Below are 17,054 nucleotides of genomic sequence, written 5' to 3'. Positions count from 1 at the left end.
CTTACTCCTCTCCTTCTTCGGAGTCGTTCTTCGCGGTGGTGCCGGGATAGTTCCCCAGACGGTCGTACGCGTCGGTGATATCTCCGGTGTTGCCTGCCTGCTCGAGGGACTCGAGGTAGGCGTCGTATTCGTCCTGCTCGACGACCTTCACGTTGAAGAGCATCATCGAGTGGTACTCACCGCAGAGCTCGGCGCACTTGCCGGCGTATTCGCCGACACGGGTCGGGATGAAGGACCAGGAGTTGTCCTTCCCGATGTACATGTCCTTCTTGTACAGGAAGTCGATGATCCAGAAGGAGTGGATCACATCGCGCGACTGCAGGTCGATCGTGACCTTCTGATCGACCGGGAGCACGAGCGTGGGCAGCTGCTCCTGGTCGATGTTGCCGTCGGCGTCGGGCTGAGCCTGAATGCCCATCGTCCACACCGCGTCGGAGTTGTCGTCTTCGGCGCCGTCGTACTGGAAGTCCCAGGCCCACTGCTTCGCGATGGCGGTGATCTCGACGTCGGGGTCATCCCACTTCGCCTCGATCTCGCTCTGATCGCGGGCCGTGAAGAAGAACATCCCGAGCACGAGGATCAGCGGCACGATCGTGTAGAAGATCTCGATCGGCATGTTGTACCGCATCTGGACGGGCAGACCGGTCTGGCCCTTGCGACGTCGGTACGCGATCGCGGCCCAGGCCATCAGACCCCACGTGATGACGCCCACCGCGAGGAGGACGATCCAGGAGTTCACCCAGAGCGACGCGACACGGTCGGTCTGGTTTGTGGCGGCGGTACCGTCCTCTACGAACCCCGGGAGGTAGCCATGGAGCTCGGTGGGAGTACATCCCGCCAGGGCCACGGCTGCCGCGACTCCCACAGGGAGTGCGGCCCAACGAAGGCGGCGTTTCGAGGGCACGATGCACCTTTCAGATTGCGGACAGGGCACACCCAAGTCTAGGGCAACCTCACACCTGATTCATGCCAACCACGCAGGTTGGCGGGGTCGAACGGATCAGTGGAAGCTGTCTCCGCAGGCGCAGCTGCCCGCAGCATTCGGGTTGTCGATCGTGAAGCCCTGCTCCGAGATCGTGTCCTTGAAGTCGATCGATGCGCCGTCGAGATACGGGACGCTCATGTTGTCGATGATGACCTCGACACCGTCGAAGTCGACGGTCTCGTCGCCCTCGAGGTAACGCTCGTCGAAGTACAGCTGGTAGATCAGACCGGAGCATCCGCCGGGCTGCACGGCGACGCGCAGACGGAGGTCGTCGCGGCCCTCCTGCTCGAGGAGGTTCTTGACCTTGACGGCCGCGGCGTCGGTCAGCTTCACGCCGTGCGCCTGAGTGGTCTCTGCAGAAGTCAGTGTGGTGTCGCTCATGTCGCTCCTTGTGACGGGCCGCGTTCGCACGGCAGGTAGATCGATTTTACCCCGCGCCGTTCGCGGCGGGGCGGGTGAAGCCGGGTCGAGTCCGATCCGACCGGGTCAGTTGATCATGTCGTTCATCCGAGACAGCAGCAGCGCCTCGGTCGACACGGCGTGTCGGAAGGTGTCGAGGTGCAGGGATTCATTGGGGCTGTGGGCTCGGGAGTGCGGGTCCTCGACCCCCGTGACGAGGATCTGCGCCTCGGGGAACTCGCGCACGAGGTCGGCGATGAACGGGATGGAGCCGCCCACACCGAGATCGATGGGAGCCACGCCGTACCCGTCGCGCATGGCGTCGCGGGTGAGGGCGACGGCCCATCCGCTGGTGTCGACGAGGAAGCCGTCTCCGAGGTCGACGTCGGAGAACGTGAGCTCCGCGCCGAAGGGCGCGTTCGCGCGCAGGTGCGCCTCGAGTGCCGCATACGCATCGGCACCGGACTGCCCGGGGGCGACGCGCGCGCTGACGACCACGCTGACCTCCGGGAGAAGCGTGTTGGAGGCAGCGGCCACGCTCGTGGCGTCGATGCCGATCACCGTGACCGACGGCTTGTTCCAGATGCGGCTCAGGATCGTTCCGTCCCCGATCGGCGAGACCCCTGCGAGCAGGCCGGCCTCGTCGCGCAGGGTGTCCTCGGTGTACTCCGGAGTGTCGGCCTCGCGCACGGTCAGCCCCTCGACCGCCACCGAACCGTCATCGTTCCAGAGCGTCGCCAGCATGCGCACCGTGGCCATCATGGCGTCGGGCACAGCACCACCGAACATCCCGGAGTGCGAGGCATGGTCCAGTGTCCTGACGCGCACGGTGAAACGTGCGTTGCCGCGCAGTGACACCGTGAGGCCCGGCGTCACGGAGTCCCAGTTGCCCGAATCGGCGACGACGATCGCGTCCGCACGCAGAGCATCCCTGTTGTCGGCGAGGAACTGGGCGAACGAGCGCGAGCCGTACTCCTCCTCCCCCTCGATGAACATCGCGATGCCGAGCTCGAGGTCATCGCCGAGCACCTCGGTCACGGCGCGGATCGAGGCGATGTGCGCCATGATGCCCGCCTTGTCGTCTGCCGCTCCGCGGCCGTACAGACGTCCATCACGCACCGTCGGCTCGAACGGCGGCGTCTCCCAGAGGGCGTCGTCTCCCGGAGGCTGCACGTCGTGGTGCGCGTAGAGGAGGATCGTCGGCTTGCCGTTGCGTGCCGCGCGGGTCGCGAGCACGGCGGGCTGACCGACCTCGTCGGTCCCGGGGATCGCGGCGCGCAGAACGCGGACATCGTCGAACACACCGGTTGCTTCGGCGAGGGCGGCGACAGCCTCAGAGCTGCGCTCGAGCTGGGTCTGATCGAACGCGGGCCATGCCATGCCGGGGATACGCACCAGATGACCCAGATCGCTCAGGGCTGCAGGGAAGCCCGTCGCCGCCGCCTCCAGGACTGCAGTCTCGCGATCGCTGGAGGGATTCTGGGCACCGGGCTGAGCAGGAGAAGTCATGCGAGTAATCTTAAGGTGATCCGCCTTCACCCGAACCGAGGAACCTCGTGGCCACTTCCCCCTCCACTCCTTCGACGAACGACGACGCCCCCGAGACGCCCACCGCGGGCAAGGGACGCGCGACGCCGACCCGCGCGGAGCAGGAGGCGGCCCGCCGCCGCCCCCTCGTGGCGAACACCAAAGAGGCCAAAGCCGCGGCGCGGGCCGAGCTCAACGAGCGCCGCAATCGCGCTCAGGCAGGACTCGCAGCGGGCGAGGAGAAGTATCTGCCTCCTCGCGACAAGGGACTGCAGCGCCGCTGGGTGCGCGACTACGTGGATGCGTCGTGGCAGCCTGCCGAGTTCGTGATGGGTGTCATGGTTCTCGTGATCCTCGTCTCGCTGCTGCCACCGAGCCTCGCCATCGCCGGATTCGCGGTCGCCGGCTGGGCGTACCTCGTGATGATGGCGTACCTGATCCTCGCGATCGGCGGCATGATCCTGCTCGGCATGCGCGTCAAGCGCAAGATCGCGGCGAAGTTCGGCAAGGAGCGCGTCGAGCGTGGCCTCGGCTGGTACGCGGCGATGCGTTCGCTCCAGATGCGCTTCATGCGCCTCCCCAAGCCGCAGGTCAAGCGCGGCCAGTACCCGGACTGATCACCGCACGAACAGAACGGCGTCCAGTGCTCGCGAGAGCATCGGACGCCGTTCTCGTATTCCGTCGCGGGCTCAGCGACGTGCAAGACCTCGATTGATCTCGCGGCCCCAGAACGGGCCCCGGTAGAGAAACGCCGTGTAGCCCTGGACGAGCGTGGCGCCGGCATCGAGTCGCTCCTGCACGTCGGAGGACGTCTCGACTCCGCCGACGGCGATCACGCAGAAATCGGCGGGCACTGCGCCACGCACGACGCGGAGCACCTCGAGCGAGCGCCTCTTCAACGGCGCCCCGGAGAGACCGCCGGCACCGGCCGCCTCGACGACCGACGCATCGGTGATGAGCCCCTCACGACTGACGGTGGTGTTGTGCGCGATGATCCCCGCCAGCCCCTCAGCGACCGCGAGCCTCGCGATGGTCGTGATCTCGTCATCCGGCAGGTCGGGCGCGATCTTGACCAGGAGCGGGGTGTCACCCGACGCCTCCCTCACGGCCCGCAGCAGCGGCGCCAGGGTCTCGACCGCCTGGAGCCCCCTCAGGCCCGGCGTGTTCGGCGACGAGACGTTGACCGCGAGATAGTCGGCGAGCGGGGCCAGAGCGGTGGCGGATGCGACATAGTCGGCCGTCGCATCCGCGACGTCGACGACACGACTCTTTCCGATGTTCACGCCGATCACCGTGTCAGGAGCACCACGGCGGAGTCTGGCGAGGCGCCGCGCCGCAGCATGCGCTCCGCGGTTGTTGAAGCCCATGCGGTTGATCACGGCACGATCTGCGACGAGGCGGAAGAGACGGGGCCGCGGATTGCCCTCCTGAGCGATCGCGGTGAGCGTTCCCACTTCGACGTGTCCGAAACCGAGCGCAGCAAGCCCGCGAACGCCGACGGCATTCTTGTCGAAGCCCGCGGCGACGCCGAACGGAGAGGGGAAGGTGAGCCCGAGCGCCTCGACACGCAATGACGGGTCCGGCTTGGTGAGAGCGCGAGTCGCCCAGGAGAACGGCGGTCTTCCGAGAACACGGATCACCGCCATGCCGGCGTGGTGGGCGAACTCGGGATCGAAGCGCGAGAGGACAGCGCGGAAGAGCAGCGGATACATCCCTGCCAGATTACAGCTCGGCGGAACCGCGCTTCACGTGATCGGCCCGGAGGTCGGTGATCGCGCTCTCGAAGTCCTCGAGAGAGTCGAACGCCTGATAGACGCTGGCGAAGCGGAGGAATGCGACCTCGTCGAGATCGCGGAGCGGGCCGAGAATGGCCAGACCGATCTCGTTGGTGTCGAGCTGGGAGACGCCGGTCTGGCGAACGGCTTCTTCGACGCGCTGGGCGAGCACCGCGAGGTCAGCTTCGGTGACGGGGCGCCCCTGGCAGGCCTTGCGAACTCCGGAGATCACCTTCTCGCGGCTGAACGGCTCCATGACGCCGGACCGCTTGATCACGCTCAGGCTGGCGGTCTCGGTCGTCGTGAAGCGGCCACCGCACTCAGGGCACTGACGTCGCCTGCGGATCGACAGCCCGTCGTCGCTGGTGCGGGAATCGATGACCCGGGAGTCCGAGTGACGGCAGAAGGGGCAGTGCATCTGACCGATCCTACGCGGTGAACCGGGCCTCGATCGCCTCGCCGTGCGCGGGAAGCACCTCGGTGTTCGCGAGGGCGACGACACCGTCACGCACGGCGGCGAGGGCAGCACGGTCGTAGGAGATCACCTGCTGCGGTCGCAGGAACGTATAGGACCCGAGGCCCGGTGCGTAGCGCGCTTGACCGCCCGTCGGCAGCACATGGTTGCTTCCCGCCATGTAGTCACCGAGGCTCACCGGCGTGTGCTCTCCGACGAAGATCGCCCCTGCGCTCGTGAACGAGGCAGCAGCCTCTTCCGCATCGGCGAGGTGCAGTTCGAGGTGCTCGGGTGCATATGCGTTGCTGAAGGCGGTGGCTGCTGCCCGATCGTCGACCAGCACGATCGCCGATTGCGGCCCGTCGAGAGCGGCGGCGACGCGTGCGGCGTGTCTCGTCGCTGTCGCCTGCATCGCGACCTCGCGTGCGACGCGCTCTGCGAGGTCCTCGGAATCGGTGACGAGCACAGCCGACGCCTGCTCGTCGTGCTCCGCCTGGCTCACCAGATCGGCTGCGACCAGCCGCGCGTCCGCCGCCGCGTCGGCGACCACCAGGATCTCGGTGGCGCCGGCCTCGGAATCCGTGCCGACGACACCCGCGACGGCGCGCTTCGCGGAGGCGACGTAGTTGTTCCCCGGCCCGGAGACGACATCGACCGGATCGAGGTCGATGCTCGCGACCCCGTGGGCGAAGGCACCGATCGCACCGGCACCCCCCATCGCGTACACCTCGGTGACTCCGAGCAGCCCCGCGGCGGCCAGGATCGTCGGGTGGACTCGTCCCCCCTGGTCGGCCTGCGGCGGCGATGCGAGCGCGATCTGCTGGACACCGGCGACCTGCGCGGGCACGACGTTCATGACGACGCTGGACGGATAGACGGCTTTGCCACCCGGAATGTAGACGCCCACCCGGTGCACCGGCTGCCAGCGCTGCGTGATGACCGCTCCTGCACCGATCTCGGTGACCCGAGGATCCGGCACCTGCGCGGCGGAGGCGAGCCGCACGCGGCGGATGGCCTCTTCGAGCGCGGCGCGGATCTCGGGCTCGAGCGCGTCGAGCGCGTCGGCGATGTGCTCGGCGGGCACTCGCAGCTCATGGCCGGTGACGCGGTCGAACCGCTCTGCCTGCTCGCGCAGCGCCGTCGCACCACGCTGCTGCACGTCGTCGACGATGCGGGCGGCGGTGTCGAGAGCCTCGGCGCGCGCCTGCGTCGCTCGCGGCACTGCCGCGAGCATGTCAGCCGGCGAGAGCTGGCGCCCTCGCAGATCGATGGTTCGCACAGTCAGCCCTTCGTGATGTCTGAGATGTCGTGCAGGTAGCCGATCCGGCCGTCATCATGACGGACGACGTACGCGCCGTCACGATCCTCGATGACGAGAACCCACGCGCTCGGTCCGATGCGGAAGAGAGCATCGCCACGCTCGTCGTGCACGTCGCGGTCGGTCTGCGCGAGGATCCAGAACGGCTGCGTCGCCACGGGCTCTCGCCATCCTTGGCGGCCGCTATCAGCGTCATCGTCGATCGTGGGAAGGACAGTGGTCTCCGCGGCGCCGTCGTCGTGATGGTCGAGAGTGTCGTTCTGATCGAAAGCGTCGCGCTGATCGACGACGTCGCGCTGATCGACGGCGCTCTCCCCACCACGTTCGTCCGACCGGTGGGTGCCGACCTCCTGGGCGGTCGCCCCCATCAAGGATTCGATGCTCCCCGTGTCGGACACGATCTCGGGCTCCTGACTCCACGAGCGCCGCGAGTAGGTGGGAACGTACTCGTCGTCGGATGCCGGCCCCTCGGTACCTGTGTCACCGCCGGAGGCGTGCGAGACGAGTGGCACCTGCTCCGCCAGGTCGAAGCGGGCGACCTCATCCGTCGCCTGCTCCCCCGACAGCTCCGGGTCGAGTCGATCGGAACGCAGCGCTCCGGATGCGGCGGTCGGCGCCTCGGACTGGGTCGGCACCTCGGACTGGGTGATCGCCTCGGACTGGGCGATCGTCTCGGCGGTGCCGCTGCCCGCACCGGGCCGCGTGTCTTCGCCGATGACGACCGGCGCGACCGGGCCGTCGTGTTCGGCGGGTGCCGGCACGGGAGCGATCGTCGAGTCATCGGATGCCTCGGGGGTGGCGGCCTCGGGCTCGGCGACCGGACGCGGACGGGCGATGACCGGGCGCACCGGATTCGCGTTGCGGTGCGCGAGCGTCACGAGCCTGCCCTGGAAGTCCTCTTTGAGCCCTGGCACCAGCGGAGCGAACACCGTGAAGACGACGAGCGCGAGCGCCGCGACCAACTGCACGATGCCGTTCCAGCTGAGCACGACCGTTCCGAGATCGATGCTGACCGCCACGGAGTTCCAGAGCTCCGCGAGCCAGAACACGCTCGACACCGAGAAGGCGACAGAGGCGAACTGATCGATGCCCAGCGAGCCGACCCGACGGATGCCATCGGGCGAGAAGCGTCGAAGGACCACCAGGAAGACCGCGACCGTGGGAAGACCGATCGGAAGGATCCAATGGATCCCGGAACTCCAGATCGAGGCCGCACCGAAATAAGGGAAGAACGAGGCGACGAACGCGATCAACCATGCGCCGACGATCAGGAGCTCGCGGAGCGTGAACCCGAAGATGCCGTACTCCGGAGTCACCTCCTCGTCGTACAACACGCCGTCATCATCGGAGAAGGGCTCGTCGACGTAGGCCTCGTCGCCGAGGATCAGATCATCACCCGTGCTCGAGGGCTCGGGGTTCTGGAGCGGAGATTCCGTGCTCATGAGGGGGTCCTTTCGTCACGGTGCGTCGCCTGGCGGGCCTGCACCCAACGCGTCCTGATACTACCCGGGGAGTCCGGACGACTGCTCTGAGGAGCGTCACGCAGAGACCGTGTTCACCCCAGGCAGGTCGGTCCGAGCAGCGACTTCAGATCGCCGAAGAGGTCGGCCGAGACCTTGACCGGCATCGGCACTTCGAAGACCTTCGCGGTGCCTCCGCGGTGCACACGCAACATCACCTCGGTGTCGCCGGCGTGGCGGCGGAGCACATCGGCGAGCTCCGTCATCACACGTTCCGTCGCGCGTTGCTCGGCCAGCACGAGCGCCAGTGGGCCCGCGGCGTCGAACGACCCCACATCCGGCGCGAAGGCCGACTGCGCGTGGAGGTTGAGTCCGTCGTCGCGCTTCGACACCCGTCCACGCACCGCGAGGATCGAGTCCTGCTGCAGGATGTGCTGGAACTCGGTATAGGTCTTGCCCATGAACATGACCGTCACCTCACCGTTGAAGTCCTCGACCGTGATCATGCCGTACGGGTTTCCGCTCGCCTTCGCGACACGATGCTGGACGCTCGTGACGAGACCTGCGACGGTGACCTGCTCGCCGTCCTGCATCTCCTCCGAGTTGATCAGGTTGTGGATCGAGATCGATGCGTGCTTCGCCAAGGGCACCTCGAGTCCCGCGAGGGGGTGGTCCGAGACGTAGAGACCGAGCATCTCTCGTTCGAACGCCAGCTTGTCCTTCTTGATCCACTCCGGCCGCGCGGGAACTTTGGCGGGCGCAGCCTCCTCCATTCCGTCGTACAGACTGTCGAAATCGAAGCCGATCGCGCCTTGCGCCTCATTCCGCTTGCGATCCACGGCCGCTTCGACGGCATCCTCGTGCACTTCGATGAGCGCTCGACGCGAATCGCCCATCGAGTCGAAGGCACCCGCCTTGATCAGCGACTCGACCGTGCGCTTGTTGGAGACATGCAACGGCACCTTGTCGAGGAAGTGGTGGAACGAGGTGAACCTCTCGTCCTTGCGCGCCTTGACGATCCCATCGACCACGTTGCTGCCGACGTTGCGGACTGCCCCGAGACCGAATCGGATGTCGTCGCCCACGGCCGCGAAGTAGTTGATCGATTCGGAGACATCAGGCGGAAGAACCCTGATGCCCATCCGTCGGCACTCGTTGAGATACAGGGCCATCTTGTCTTTGGAGTCGCCGACGCTCGTGAGGAGCGCGGCCATGTACTCGGCCGGATAGTGCGACTTGAGGTAGGCCGTCCAGTACGAGACGAGGCCGTAGGCCGCCGAGTGGGCCTTGTTGAAGGCGTAGTCGGAGAACGGGAGCAGGATCTCCCAGAGTGCGTTCACGGCACCGTCTGAGTATCCGTTCGCGTGCATTCCGGCCTGGAAGCCCTCGAACTGCTTGTCGAGCTCGGACTTCTTCTTCTTGCCCATCGCTCTGCGGAGGATGTCGGCCTGGCCGAGCGAGAAGCCGGCGACGCGCTGGGCGATCGCCATGACCTGCTCCTGATAGATGATGAGTCCGTACGACTCGTCGAGGATCTCGGCCAGGGACTCCGTGAACTCCGGATGGATCGGTGTGATCGGCTGCATGCCGTTCTTGCGCAACGCATAGTTGGTGTGCGAGTTCGCCCCCATGGGACCCGGACGATACAGCGCGATGAGTGCCGAGATGTCACCGAAGTTGTCCGGCTTCATCAGACGCATCAACGATCGCATCGGGCCGCCGTCGAGCTGGAACACGCCCAGCGACTCTCCCTTGCCGAGAAGCTCGTATGCGCCGCGGTCGTCGAGTTCGAGGTGCTCGAGATCGAGTTCCTCGCCCCGGTTCATCCGGATGTTGTCGAGGGCGTCAGAGATGATCGTGAGGTTTCGCAACCCCAGGAAGTCCATCTTGATGAGCCCGAGAGTCTCGCACGACGGGTAGTCGAACTGCGTGACGATCTGGCCGTCCTGCTCGCGTCGCATGATCGGGATGATGTCGAGCAGAGGCTCGGACGACATGATCACACCGGCGGCATGCACACCCCACTGACGCTTCAGCCCCTCGAGCCCGAGCGCGCGGTCGAAGACGGTCTTCGCCTCGGGATCGGTCTCGATCAGTGCGCGGAACTCGCTCGCCTCCTTGAAGCGAGGGTGAGCCGAGTCGAACATGCCGTCGAGCGGCATGTCCTTGCCCATCACGGGCGGCGGCATCGCCTTGGTGAGGCGCTCGCCCATGCTGAACGGGAAACCGAGCACGCGACCGGCATCCTTCAGCGCCTGCTTGGACTTGATGGTGCCGTAGGTGACGATCTGAGCGACGCGCTCGGATCCGTACTTGGCGGTGACGTAATCGATGACCTCGCCGCGGCGCCGGTCATCGAAGTCGACGTCGAAGTCGGGCATCGACACACGATCGGGGTTGAGGAAGCGCTCGAAGATCAGGCCGTGCTCGAGGGGATCGAGATCGGTGATCTTCATCGCGTAGGCGACCATGGACCCCGCACCGGAGCCGCGGCCGGGACCCACGCGGATTCCGTTGTCCTTCGCCCAGTTGATGAAGTCGGCGACCACGAGGAAGTAACCGGGGAAGCCCATCTGCAGAATGATGCCGGTCTCGTACTCTGCCTGCTTGCGCACCTTGTCGGGGATGCCTGCCGGGTAACGGTAGTGCAGCCCGGCCTCGACCTCTTTGATCAGCCAGCTGTCTTCCGTCTCCCCGTCGGGAACGGGGAATCGAGGCATGAAGTTGGCGGCCGTGTTGAACTCGACTTCGCAGCGCTCCGCGATGAGCAGCGTGTTGTCGCAGGCCTCCGGGTGATCGCGGAACATCTGCCGCATCTCGGCGGCCGTCTTGATGTAGTACCCGTCGCCGTCGAACTTGAAGCGGTTCGGGTCGTCGAGCGTCGATCCGGACTGCACGCAGAGCAGTGCGGCATGCGCATCGGCCTCGTGCTGATGCGTGTAGTGCGAGTCGTTCGTCGCGACGAGCGGGATGCCCAGGTCCTTCGAGAGCCGCAGCAGATCGGTCATGACCCGTCGCTCGATCGAGAGGCCGTGGTCCATGATCTCGGCGAAGTAGTTCTCCTTGCCGAAGATGTCCTGGAACTCCGCCGCGGCGGCGCGTGCGGCGTCGTACTGGCCGAGTCGCAGACGCGTCTGCACCTCGCCCGACGGACACCCGGTGGTCGCGATGAGCCCCTTGCCGTAGGTCTGGAGCAGCTCACGGTCCATACGGGGCTTGAAGTAGTACCCCTCCATGCTCGACAGGGAGCTGAGCCGGAACAGATTGTGCATGCCCTCGGTGCTCTGACTCCACATCGTCATGTGGGTGTAGGCGCCGGAACCGGAGACGTCGTCGCTCTTCTGATCGGGCGACCCCCACTGCACTCGCGATTTGTCGCTGCGGTGCGTGCCGGGGGTGACGTAGGCCTCGAGCCCGACGATCGGCTTCACGCCGGCAGCATTCGCAGCCTTGTAGAACTCGAACGCCGCGAAGGTGTTGCCGTGGTCGGTCACCGCGATCGCCGGCATGCCGTAATCGGCGGCAGCCTGCGTCATCGCTCCGATCTTCGCCGCGCCGTCCAGCATCGAGTACTCGCTGTGGACATGCAGGTGAACGAAGGAGTCAGATGCCATGGTTCGATTCTACGGCGGGGCCCTGACACCGGAGCCGGGAGTCAGGGCCTTCGCGAGGTCATCACGGCTGCGGCGGGGAGTCCACCACCGTGGTGTGCACAGTCGTGGTGGATTCGGGTGTGTCCCCCGCAGCGCCCCCGGTTCCGTAGTTCTCGGAGATCGCGGAGACGAGACCCTGGGCGGTGTCGATCACGATCGTCGTGGTGCGATGCCCGGAGACGATGTACTGCAACGTCGCTGTCGAACCTCGATGTTCCCGCACCTCGAATCCCGGGATCAGAGCGATCGCGAGGAAGAACGCCGAGCGCAGGTCGGCGGGCATGAGATTGATCGCCGACGGGTCGGACAGGCCCGCCACGAGCCAGGAATCCGCGTCTTTCCCCGTCATCCCCGATTGTCCACGGAGCCACTCGAGCAGTTCCTGCGGGTCCCGCGGCATCTCCGCGTAGAAGGGGCGATAGCGGTCGGCCAGGTATGGCATCGGCGGCTCATCTCCGCCGAGCGCGAGATACTCTCCGCCAGGGAGAATCTCGATCGTCCCGTGTTCGATCGCGCGTGCGCCGGGCCACGTGTCCCAGTCCCGCGCAGCCTCCTCGCCCCGCACTCCGAAGGACTCGACGACATCGGCGTGCCCCCAGTCGTAGAACCACTCATCGGCTCGGTCCGCCGGGACGTAGAGCACCCGGGTGTCGCGCACCAGGACCGCCGCATCGCTGTCGCCTCGAGAGGCGTTCAACGGGAGGGTACCCTCGTCGTCGTCATCGGCCCACTCTGCGCTCCAGAACTGCAGGTGCTCGCCGACGGTCTCGATCCGCAGGTACTGCCCCGCGATGAGGGTGGTGTCCTTCGCGTCGAACGTCACGGCGGCTGCGCGCTCCAGCACGTCCGCCGCCGCAGCGTCCGGCGCGATCGGCGGTGCGAGAACAGAGCCGACCACGATCGCGGTCACCGCTGCGCCCGCGACGAGTCCGCCGACGCCGAGACCGGTCCACGTCCGACGGCGCGAATGCCTCACTTGATCCGTCCGGCCGCTCCGCGCCAGCTCTCGCGCCAGTGCCTGCCGCGCGAACTCCACCGACGTCTCATCGACACGGGAGTCGCGGACTCCGATCTCACGTGCTCGTTCCGAAAGCTGCATCGTTCTCCTCCTTCGCCATCCATGCCAGCCGGGTCGCACCGTGAGAGCCCGGCGGCGCGAGCTTTCGACGCACGCGATTCAATCGGGAGCGGACGGTGCCGGTGGGCACCCCCAGCGCCACGGCGATCTGCTCGTATGTGAGGTCTGCCCACGCATGCAGCAGCAGAGTGTCCCGATCCTTGGGGGCGAGCGCCGCGATTCTCGGAGCGAGCGCACGCAGGGCGGCATCCGCATCGATCCGCGAGTCGGATCGACTATGCGGCGTCTCGACCCCGACGCGTTCCGCGGACGACGACGCTTCGAATGCCCGCCACTGCCGCGCCTCTGCCGCGCGATGACTCTTCACCAGGGTGGTCGCGATTCCGAGCAGCCAAGGCCGCGCTGATTCCGCCGTCAGGTCGAAAGACGCGCGCCGTCGAAAAGCGACGAGGAACGTCTCGCTCAGGACATCGTCGACGGCATCCGCGCCGATGCGTCGCCTGAGGTAGCCGCCGACGGGTCGCACGTGACGCTCGAAGATGTCGGAGAAGGCCCCGGGCTCGTCGAGTGACCGCCTGATGATCTCGCTGTCGCTGCTCACACTGAGTATTGGGCCGACCGTCGAGAACGGTTCACGAAATCTTCCGCATCGTCAGGCTCGCCCCAGATCGAGCCGCATCAGCACGCGGGGAAACCCGTCGAGGACCGACTCCGTGTCGGCGGCCTTCTCGAACCCCGCGCTCTCGAAGAGTGTGCGCGTGCCGACGTACGCCATCGTCAGGTTCACTCTCTCGGTGCCGTTGTCGACCGGATACCCCTCGATCGCGGGAGCGCCGCGCTTCTTCGCATATGCGACAGCACCGTCGAGCAGCGCATGGGAGATGCCCTGCTTCCGATACCCCGGTCGCACCCGAATGCACCACAGCGACCACACATCGATGTCGTCGATGTGCGGGATGAGCCGGTTGCGGGCGAAGCTCGTCTCACGGCGCGGATGCAGCGCCGCCCACCCCACCGGAACACCGTCGAGGTAGGCGATCACACCGGGCGGAGGATCCTGGTGGCACAGATCACGCACGCGATCGGCGCGTGCCGGCCCCCGAAGCGCCAGGTTCTCTTTGCTGCCGATGCGATAGCTCAGGCAGAAGCACACGTTCGACGTCGGCTTCTTGGGACCGACCAGAGCAGCCACGTCATCGAAATCGGTCGCAGGTCTCACCTCGATGGTGCTCATGCCACCAGTGTGCCGCGGAGTCGGGCCGGCCGCCAGCGACCTCAGTCGCCGCGAAGCACGCTCAACGCGTGCTGGAAATCCGCAGGATAGCCCGACTCGAACTGCACCCACTCCCCCGTCGTCGGGTGCTCGAAGCCGAGCTTGTGAGCGTGCAGCCACTGTCGAGTGAGGCCGAGGCGCGCGGAAAGCGTCGGGTCGGCCCCGTACAGCGGGTCGCCCACACACGGATGCCGATGCGCTGCCATGTGCACACGGATCTGATGCGTGCGTCCTGTCTCGAGATGGATCTCGAGAAGTGAGGCTCCCGGGAACGCTTCGAGGGTCTCGTAATGGGTGACCGACGGCTTGCCGTCCGGTGTCACCGCGAACTTCCACGAATGGCTGGGGTGACGTCCGATCGGAGCGTCGATCGTCCCCGCGAGAGGGTCGGGATGCCCCTGCACGACCGCATGGTAGATCTTCTCGACCGTGCGCTCCTTGAAGGCGTGCTTGAGCGCCGTGTACGCGGATTCGCTCTTCGCCACCACCATGAGCCCGCTCGTGCCGACATCGAGCCGGTGCACGATGCCCGTGCGCTCGGGGGCTCCGCTCGTCGAGATCCGGAAACCCGCTGCGGCGAGGGCACCGACGACGGTCGGGCCCTCCCACCCCGGCGACGGATGGGCTGCGACCCCGGTGGGCTTGTCGATGACGACGATGTCGTCATCGTCGTAGACGATCCCGAGGTCGGGAACCGCGATCGGCACGACCTTCAGCTCCTCCTTCGGCCGCCACTCCACATCGAGCCATCCACCGCTGCGCAGGCGATCGGACTTGTCGAGGATCGCACCGTCGAGGCGCACGCCGCCCGACGCGGCGACTTCGGCGGCGAACGTTCGGGAGAAGCCGAGCATCTTCGCGAGCGCGGCATCGACGCGCGTGCCATCGAGCCCGTCCGGTACGGGAAGCGACCGTGATTCCACGATCAGCGCCCGTCAGATGCGGCTGCTCCCGCGGCCGCGTCGGACTCGCCACTCTCGCGGATCGCGGGACGCGTCTCGTCGGCGACCGCGGCGGCCTCTGCCTGCTCGTCGTTCTCGACGGGCGCGTGGTCGCGTTCGCGCGTGCCGTCGAAACGGAGTCCCAACACGACCAGGAGCGCCACGGAGATCATCCCGGTGACGATGAAGATGTCGGCCACGTTGAAGACCGCCGGCATCATCCACGGCATCGAGATCATGTCGACGACATGCCCCATCGGAAAGCCCGGCTCACGCAGGAGCCGGTCGGTGAGGTTGCCGAGCACCCCGCCCAGCAGGCATCCGAGAACCACGGCCCAGAGTCGGGACCGCAGACCGAAGGCCTTCCACACGATCACTGCGGCGACCACAGCGAGCGCGATGGTGAAGATCCACGTGACATCCGAGCCGAGCGAGAAGGCGGCACCGGGATTGCGCACGAAGTACAGCTGAAGGAACTCACCGAGAACGGGAACCGGCTCCTGCAGGGGCAGATTCTCGACGGTCAGATGCTTCACGAACTGATCGGCGGCCAGCACGAGCGCTGCGAGAATCGCAACGATCGCGCCGGCCGCCGACCGACGAATGGGAGATCGTCCTGGCAAAGGGACGACCTACAGTCCGATCGCGGAGACCGGGGTCGAGTCCGTCGACGTCGACTTCTCGTCGAGGTCGCGGAGCTGACCCTCGATGTATCCGCGCAGCTGCGAGCGGTAGTCGCGCTCGAAGTTGCGGAGCTCGGTGATACGGGCCTCGAGCGTGTTGCGCTCGCGCTCGAGTCGTGCCGACTCTTCGCGCTGCTTGGCCTCGGCCTCGGTGCGGATGCGGTTGACCTCGCCCTCCGCCTCGGCGATGAGCTGGGCGCGCTTGGCCTCACCCTCGGCGACGTGCTCGTCGTGCAGGCGCTGGGCCAGCTCGATGATCCCCGCGGTCGCGGTGGCGGAGCCCGACGGAGCAGGCTCTGCCGGCGCTGCCGGAGTGGGAGCCGGAGCAGCTTCGGCAGCAGGAGCCGGAGCCTCGGTCGCAGCGGCGACCGGCGTCGCGCCGGACTCGAATGCGGCCAGCTTGGCCTTCAGCTCGGCGTTCTCCTCGAGGGCCTTGCGCCACTCGATGACGATCTCGTCGAGGAAGTCGTCGACCTCGTCGGGGTCGAAGCCGTCCTTGAAGCGGACGTGCTGGAACTGCTTGGTGACGACGTCATCCGGGGTAAGTGCCATGGTGGCTCCTTCGATGAGTTCGGTTGCCAGTTTCGAGAATGGCGTGGTCGAGATGTGGCGCGAACCCGGGGCGCGCACCTGGGAGCCAAGCATAGCCCCCGAGTCTGATCGTTGCGACGCCGCGACACTCGCGCGCGGCCAAGTCGCAGCGATGTCAGAAGAAGATACCCACGATGTTCATGAGGATCAGCACGATCAGGATCGTGATGGAGAATCCGAAATCCAGGGAGATGGATCCGATGCGCAGCGGCGGGATGATCCGCCGGAAGAACCGGATCGGCGGATCGGTGATCGTATAGACGACCTCGGCCGCGACGAGCCCCGCCCCCTTGGGGCGCCACTCCCGATTGAAGATCGGGATGTAGTCCAGGATCAGGCGCGCGAAGAGCACAAGAAGATAGAGCACGAGCATCAGGTGGACGATGCTCGCGATGACGGCCACGACCCCCACGGGTTACGAGTGGTCGAAGCCCGCAGACTCAGCGTCTGCGTGTGCGATGCCCCCGTGACCGGAGACCGCGATGTTCTCCGGCGACAGCAGGAAGACCTTCGAGGTGACCCGCTCGATGCGGCCGTACAGACCGAGCGAAAGACCGCTCGCGAAGTCGATCAGACGTCGCGCGTCGGCGTCCGACATCTGCGACAGGTTGATGATGACGGGCACGCCTTCGCGGAAGCTCTCGGCGATGAGCTGAGCATCGCGGTACTGCTTCGGGTGCACGGTCAGGATCTCGTTCACTGCCCCTCCTGCGGGCTGGCGCACCGCGACGGGACGACGCAGCGGGGTGACGGGAGCCGGAGCCGGCTCTTCACGGTCTCGGTCTCGGTCGCGGTCTCGTTGCTGAGCGCGGGCCGGAGCCTGCGTCTCCTCCTCGTAGACCTCTTCCTCGTCTGCGAGGCCGAGATACACCATGGTCTTCTTCAGTGGGTTACCCATCGTGTCCTCCGGTTCGAAC

Annotated in this window: 17 protein-coding genes; 1 reads left to right on the top strand and 16 read right to left on the bottom strand. The window is 66.6% G+C overall.

What is annotated here, in order from left to right:
* Position 1: 1 nt before the first annotated feature.
* From ctaC to ACZZZN_RS04775, 3 genes are all read right to left on the bottom strand, one after another.
* On the bottom strand, positions 2 to 904 hold the full coding sequence (ctaC, locus tag ACZZZN_RS04785) for an aa3-type cytochrome oxidase subunit II (RefSeq protein ID WP_463504062.1): 903 nt from the start codon (positions 902 to 904) through the stop codon (positions 2 to 4).
* A 96-nt stretch (positions 905 to 1,000) separates the two neighbouring features.
* Positions 1,001 to 1,366, bottom strand: coding sequence for an iron-sulfur cluster insertion protein ErpA (gene erpA / locus ACZZZN_RS04780; RefSeq protein WP_463504061.1), 366 nt, complete (start codon positions 1,364 to 1,366; stop codon positions 1,001 to 1,003).
* A gap of 105 nt (positions 1,367 to 1,471) precedes the next feature.
* Positions 1,472 to 2,893, bottom strand: coding sequence for a M20/M25/M40 family metallo-hydrolase (locus ACZZZN_RS04775; protein WP_463504060.1), 1,422 nt, complete (start codon positions 2,891 to 2,893; stop codon positions 1,472 to 1,474).
* 47 nt (positions 2,894 to 2,940) lie between these two features.
* Between ACZZZN_RS04775 and ACZZZN_RS04770 the strand changes: the two genes are divergently transcribed.
* Complete coding sequence (locus ACZZZN_RS04770; RefSeq protein WP_463504059.1) at positions 2,941 to 3,528, top strand: DUF3043 domain-containing protein; 588 nt, start codon at positions 2,941 to 2,943, stop codon at positions 3,526 to 3,528.
* A 72-nt stretch (positions 3,529 to 3,600) separates the two neighbouring features.
* On the opposite strand, the gene ACZZZN_RS04765 is transcribed toward ACZZZN_RS04770, so the two are convergent.
* The 13 genes from ACZZZN_RS04765 to ACZZZN_RS04705 all read right to left on the bottom strand — a co-directional run bounded on the left by ACZZZN_RS04765 (position 3,601) and on the right by ACZZZN_RS04705 (position 17,035).
* Positions 3,601 to 4,623 carry a quinone-dependent dihydroorotate dehydrogenase gene (locus ACZZZN_RS04765; RefSeq protein WP_463504058.1) on the bottom strand — a complete coding sequence of 341 codons (1,023 nt, stop codon included), beginning with the start codon at positions 4,621 to 4,623 and terminating at the stop codon, positions 3,601 to 3,603.
* 10 nt (positions 4,624 to 4,633) lie between these two features.
* Positions 4,634 to 5,104 carry a transcriptional regulator NrdR gene (gene nrdR / locus ACZZZN_RS04760; protein ID WP_463504057.1) on the bottom strand — a complete coding sequence of 157 codons (471 nt, stop codon included), beginning with the start codon at positions 5,102 to 5,104 and terminating at the stop codon, positions 4,634 to 4,636.
* A 10-nt stretch (positions 5,105 to 5,114) separates the two neighbouring features.
* Positions 5,115 to 6,419, bottom strand: coding sequence for a histidinol dehydrogenase (gene hisD, locus ACZZZN_RS04755; protein WP_463504056.1), 1,305 nt, complete (start codon positions 6,417 to 6,419; stop codon positions 5,115 to 5,117).
* Positions 6,420 to 6,421: 2 nt separating this feature from the next.
* Positions 6,422 to 7,900 carry a hypothetical protein gene (locus ACZZZN_RS04750; protein ID WP_463504055.1) on the bottom strand — a complete coding sequence of 493 codons (1,479 nt, stop codon included), beginning with the start codon at positions 7,898 to 7,900 and terminating at the stop codon, positions 6,422 to 6,424.
* A gap of 113 nt (positions 7,901 to 8,013) precedes the next feature.
* Positions 8,014 to 11,532 carry a DNA polymerase III subunit alpha gene (gene dnaE, locus ACZZZN_RS04745; RefSeq protein ID WP_463504054.1) on the bottom strand — a complete coding sequence of 1,173 codons (3,519 nt, stop codon included), beginning with the start codon at positions 11,530 to 11,532 and terminating at the stop codon, positions 8,014 to 8,016.
* Positions 11,533 to 11,593: 61 nt separating this feature from the next.
* Entirely contained in the window at positions 11,594 to 12,670 is a 1,077-nt protein-coding gene (locus ACZZZN_RS04740) for a hypothetical protein (RefSeq protein ID WP_463504053.1), read from the bottom strand.
* Positions 12,645 to 13,250, bottom strand: coding sequence for an RNA polymerase sigma factor (locus ACZZZN_RS04735; protein ID WP_463504052.1), 606 nt, complete (start codon positions 13,248 to 13,250; stop codon positions 12,645 to 12,647). Before ACZZZN_RS04735 ends, ACZZZN_RS04740 begins: the two co-directional genes overlap by 26 nt.
* A 51-nt stretch (positions 13,251 to 13,301) precedes the next feature.
* The gene (locus tag ACZZZN_RS04730; RefSeq protein WP_463504051.1) at positions 13,302 to 13,883 is read right to left on the bottom strand and encodes an N-acetyltransferase family protein; all 582 of its coding nucleotides are present in this window, start codon (positions 13,881 to 13,883) and stop codon (positions 13,302 to 13,304) included.
* Positions 13,884 to 13,924: 41 nt separating this feature from the next.
* Positions 13,925 to 14,845, bottom strand: a complete 921-nt coding sequence (locus tag ACZZZN_RS04725; protein WP_463504050.1) for an RluA family pseudouridine synthase — start codon at positions 14,843 to 14,845, stop codon at positions 13,925 to 13,927.
* Between the two features lie 2 nt (positions 14,846 to 14,847).
* Positions 14,848 to 15,486, bottom strand: coding sequence for a signal peptidase II (gene lspA, locus ACZZZN_RS04720; RefSeq protein ID WP_463504049.1), 639 nt, complete (start codon positions 15,484 to 15,486; stop codon positions 14,848 to 14,850).
* A gap of 9 nt (positions 15,487 to 15,495) precedes the next feature.
* Positions 15,496 to 16,098: a DivIVA domain-containing protein gene (locus tag ACZZZN_RS04715; RefSeq protein WP_463504048.1), complete on the bottom strand. Its 603-nt coding sequence runs from the start codon at positions 16,096 to 16,098 to the stop codon at positions 15,496 to 15,498.
* Between the two features lie 154 nt (positions 16,099 to 16,252).
* A complete protein-coding gene (locus ACZZZN_RS04710; protein WP_463504047.1) occupies positions 16,253 to 16,549 on the bottom strand; it encodes a YggT family protein in 297 nt (98 codons plus the stop codon).
* 3 nt (positions 16,550 to 16,552) lie between these two features.
* Positions 16,553 to 17,035, bottom strand: coding sequence for a cell division protein SepF (locus tag ACZZZN_RS04705; protein WP_314422476.1), 483 nt, complete (start codon positions 17,033 to 17,035; stop codon positions 16,553 to 16,555).
* Positions 17,036 to 17,054: the final 19 nt, after the last annotated feature.

Source organism: Microbacterium sp. AC145, assembly GCF_979258505.1.
Note: the sequence above shows the minus strand (reverse complement) of the source record. Positions and strands in the feature narration are given on the sequence as shown.

Coding starts and splice junctions, on each gene's coding strand:
- ACZZZN_RS04715 (WP_463504048.1), bottom strand. CDS start 16,098: ATGGCACTTACCCCGGATGACGTCGTCACCAAGCAGTTCCAGCACGTC.
- ACZZZN_RS04740 (WP_463504053.1), bottom strand. CDS start 12,670: ATGCAGCTTTCGGAACGAGCACGTGAGATCGGAGTCCGCGACTCCCGT.
- ACZZZN_RS04750 (WP_463504055.1), bottom strand. CDS start 7,900: ATGAGCACGGAATCTCCGCTCCAGAACCCCGAGCCCTCGAGCACGGGT.
- dnaE (WP_463504054.1), bottom strand. CDS start 11,532: ATGGCATCTGACTCCTTCGTTCACCTGCATGTCCACAGCGAGTACTCG.
- ACZZZN_RS04705 (WP_314422476.1), bottom strand. CDS start 17,035: ATGGGTAACCCACTGAAGAAGACCATGGTGTATCTCGGCCTCGCAGAC.
- ACZZZN_RS04775 (WP_463504060.1), bottom strand. CDS start 2,893: ATGACTTCTCCTGCTCAGCCCGGTGCCCAGAATCCCTCCAGCGATCGC.
- ACZZZN_RS04730 (WP_463504051.1), bottom strand. CDS start 13,883: ATGAGCACCATCGAGGTGAGACCTGCGACCGATTTCGATGACGTGGCT.
- erpA (WP_463504061.1), bottom strand. CDS start 1,366: ATGAGCGACACCACACTGACTTCTGCAGAGACCACTCAGGCGCACGGC.
- nrdR (WP_463504057.1), bottom strand. CDS start 5,104: ATGCACTGCCCCTTCTGCCGTCACTCGGACTCCCGGGTCATCGATTCC.
- ACZZZN_RS04765 (WP_463504058.1), bottom strand. CDS start 4,623: ATGTATCCGCTGCTCTTCCGCGCTGTCCTCTCGCGCTTCGATCCCGAG.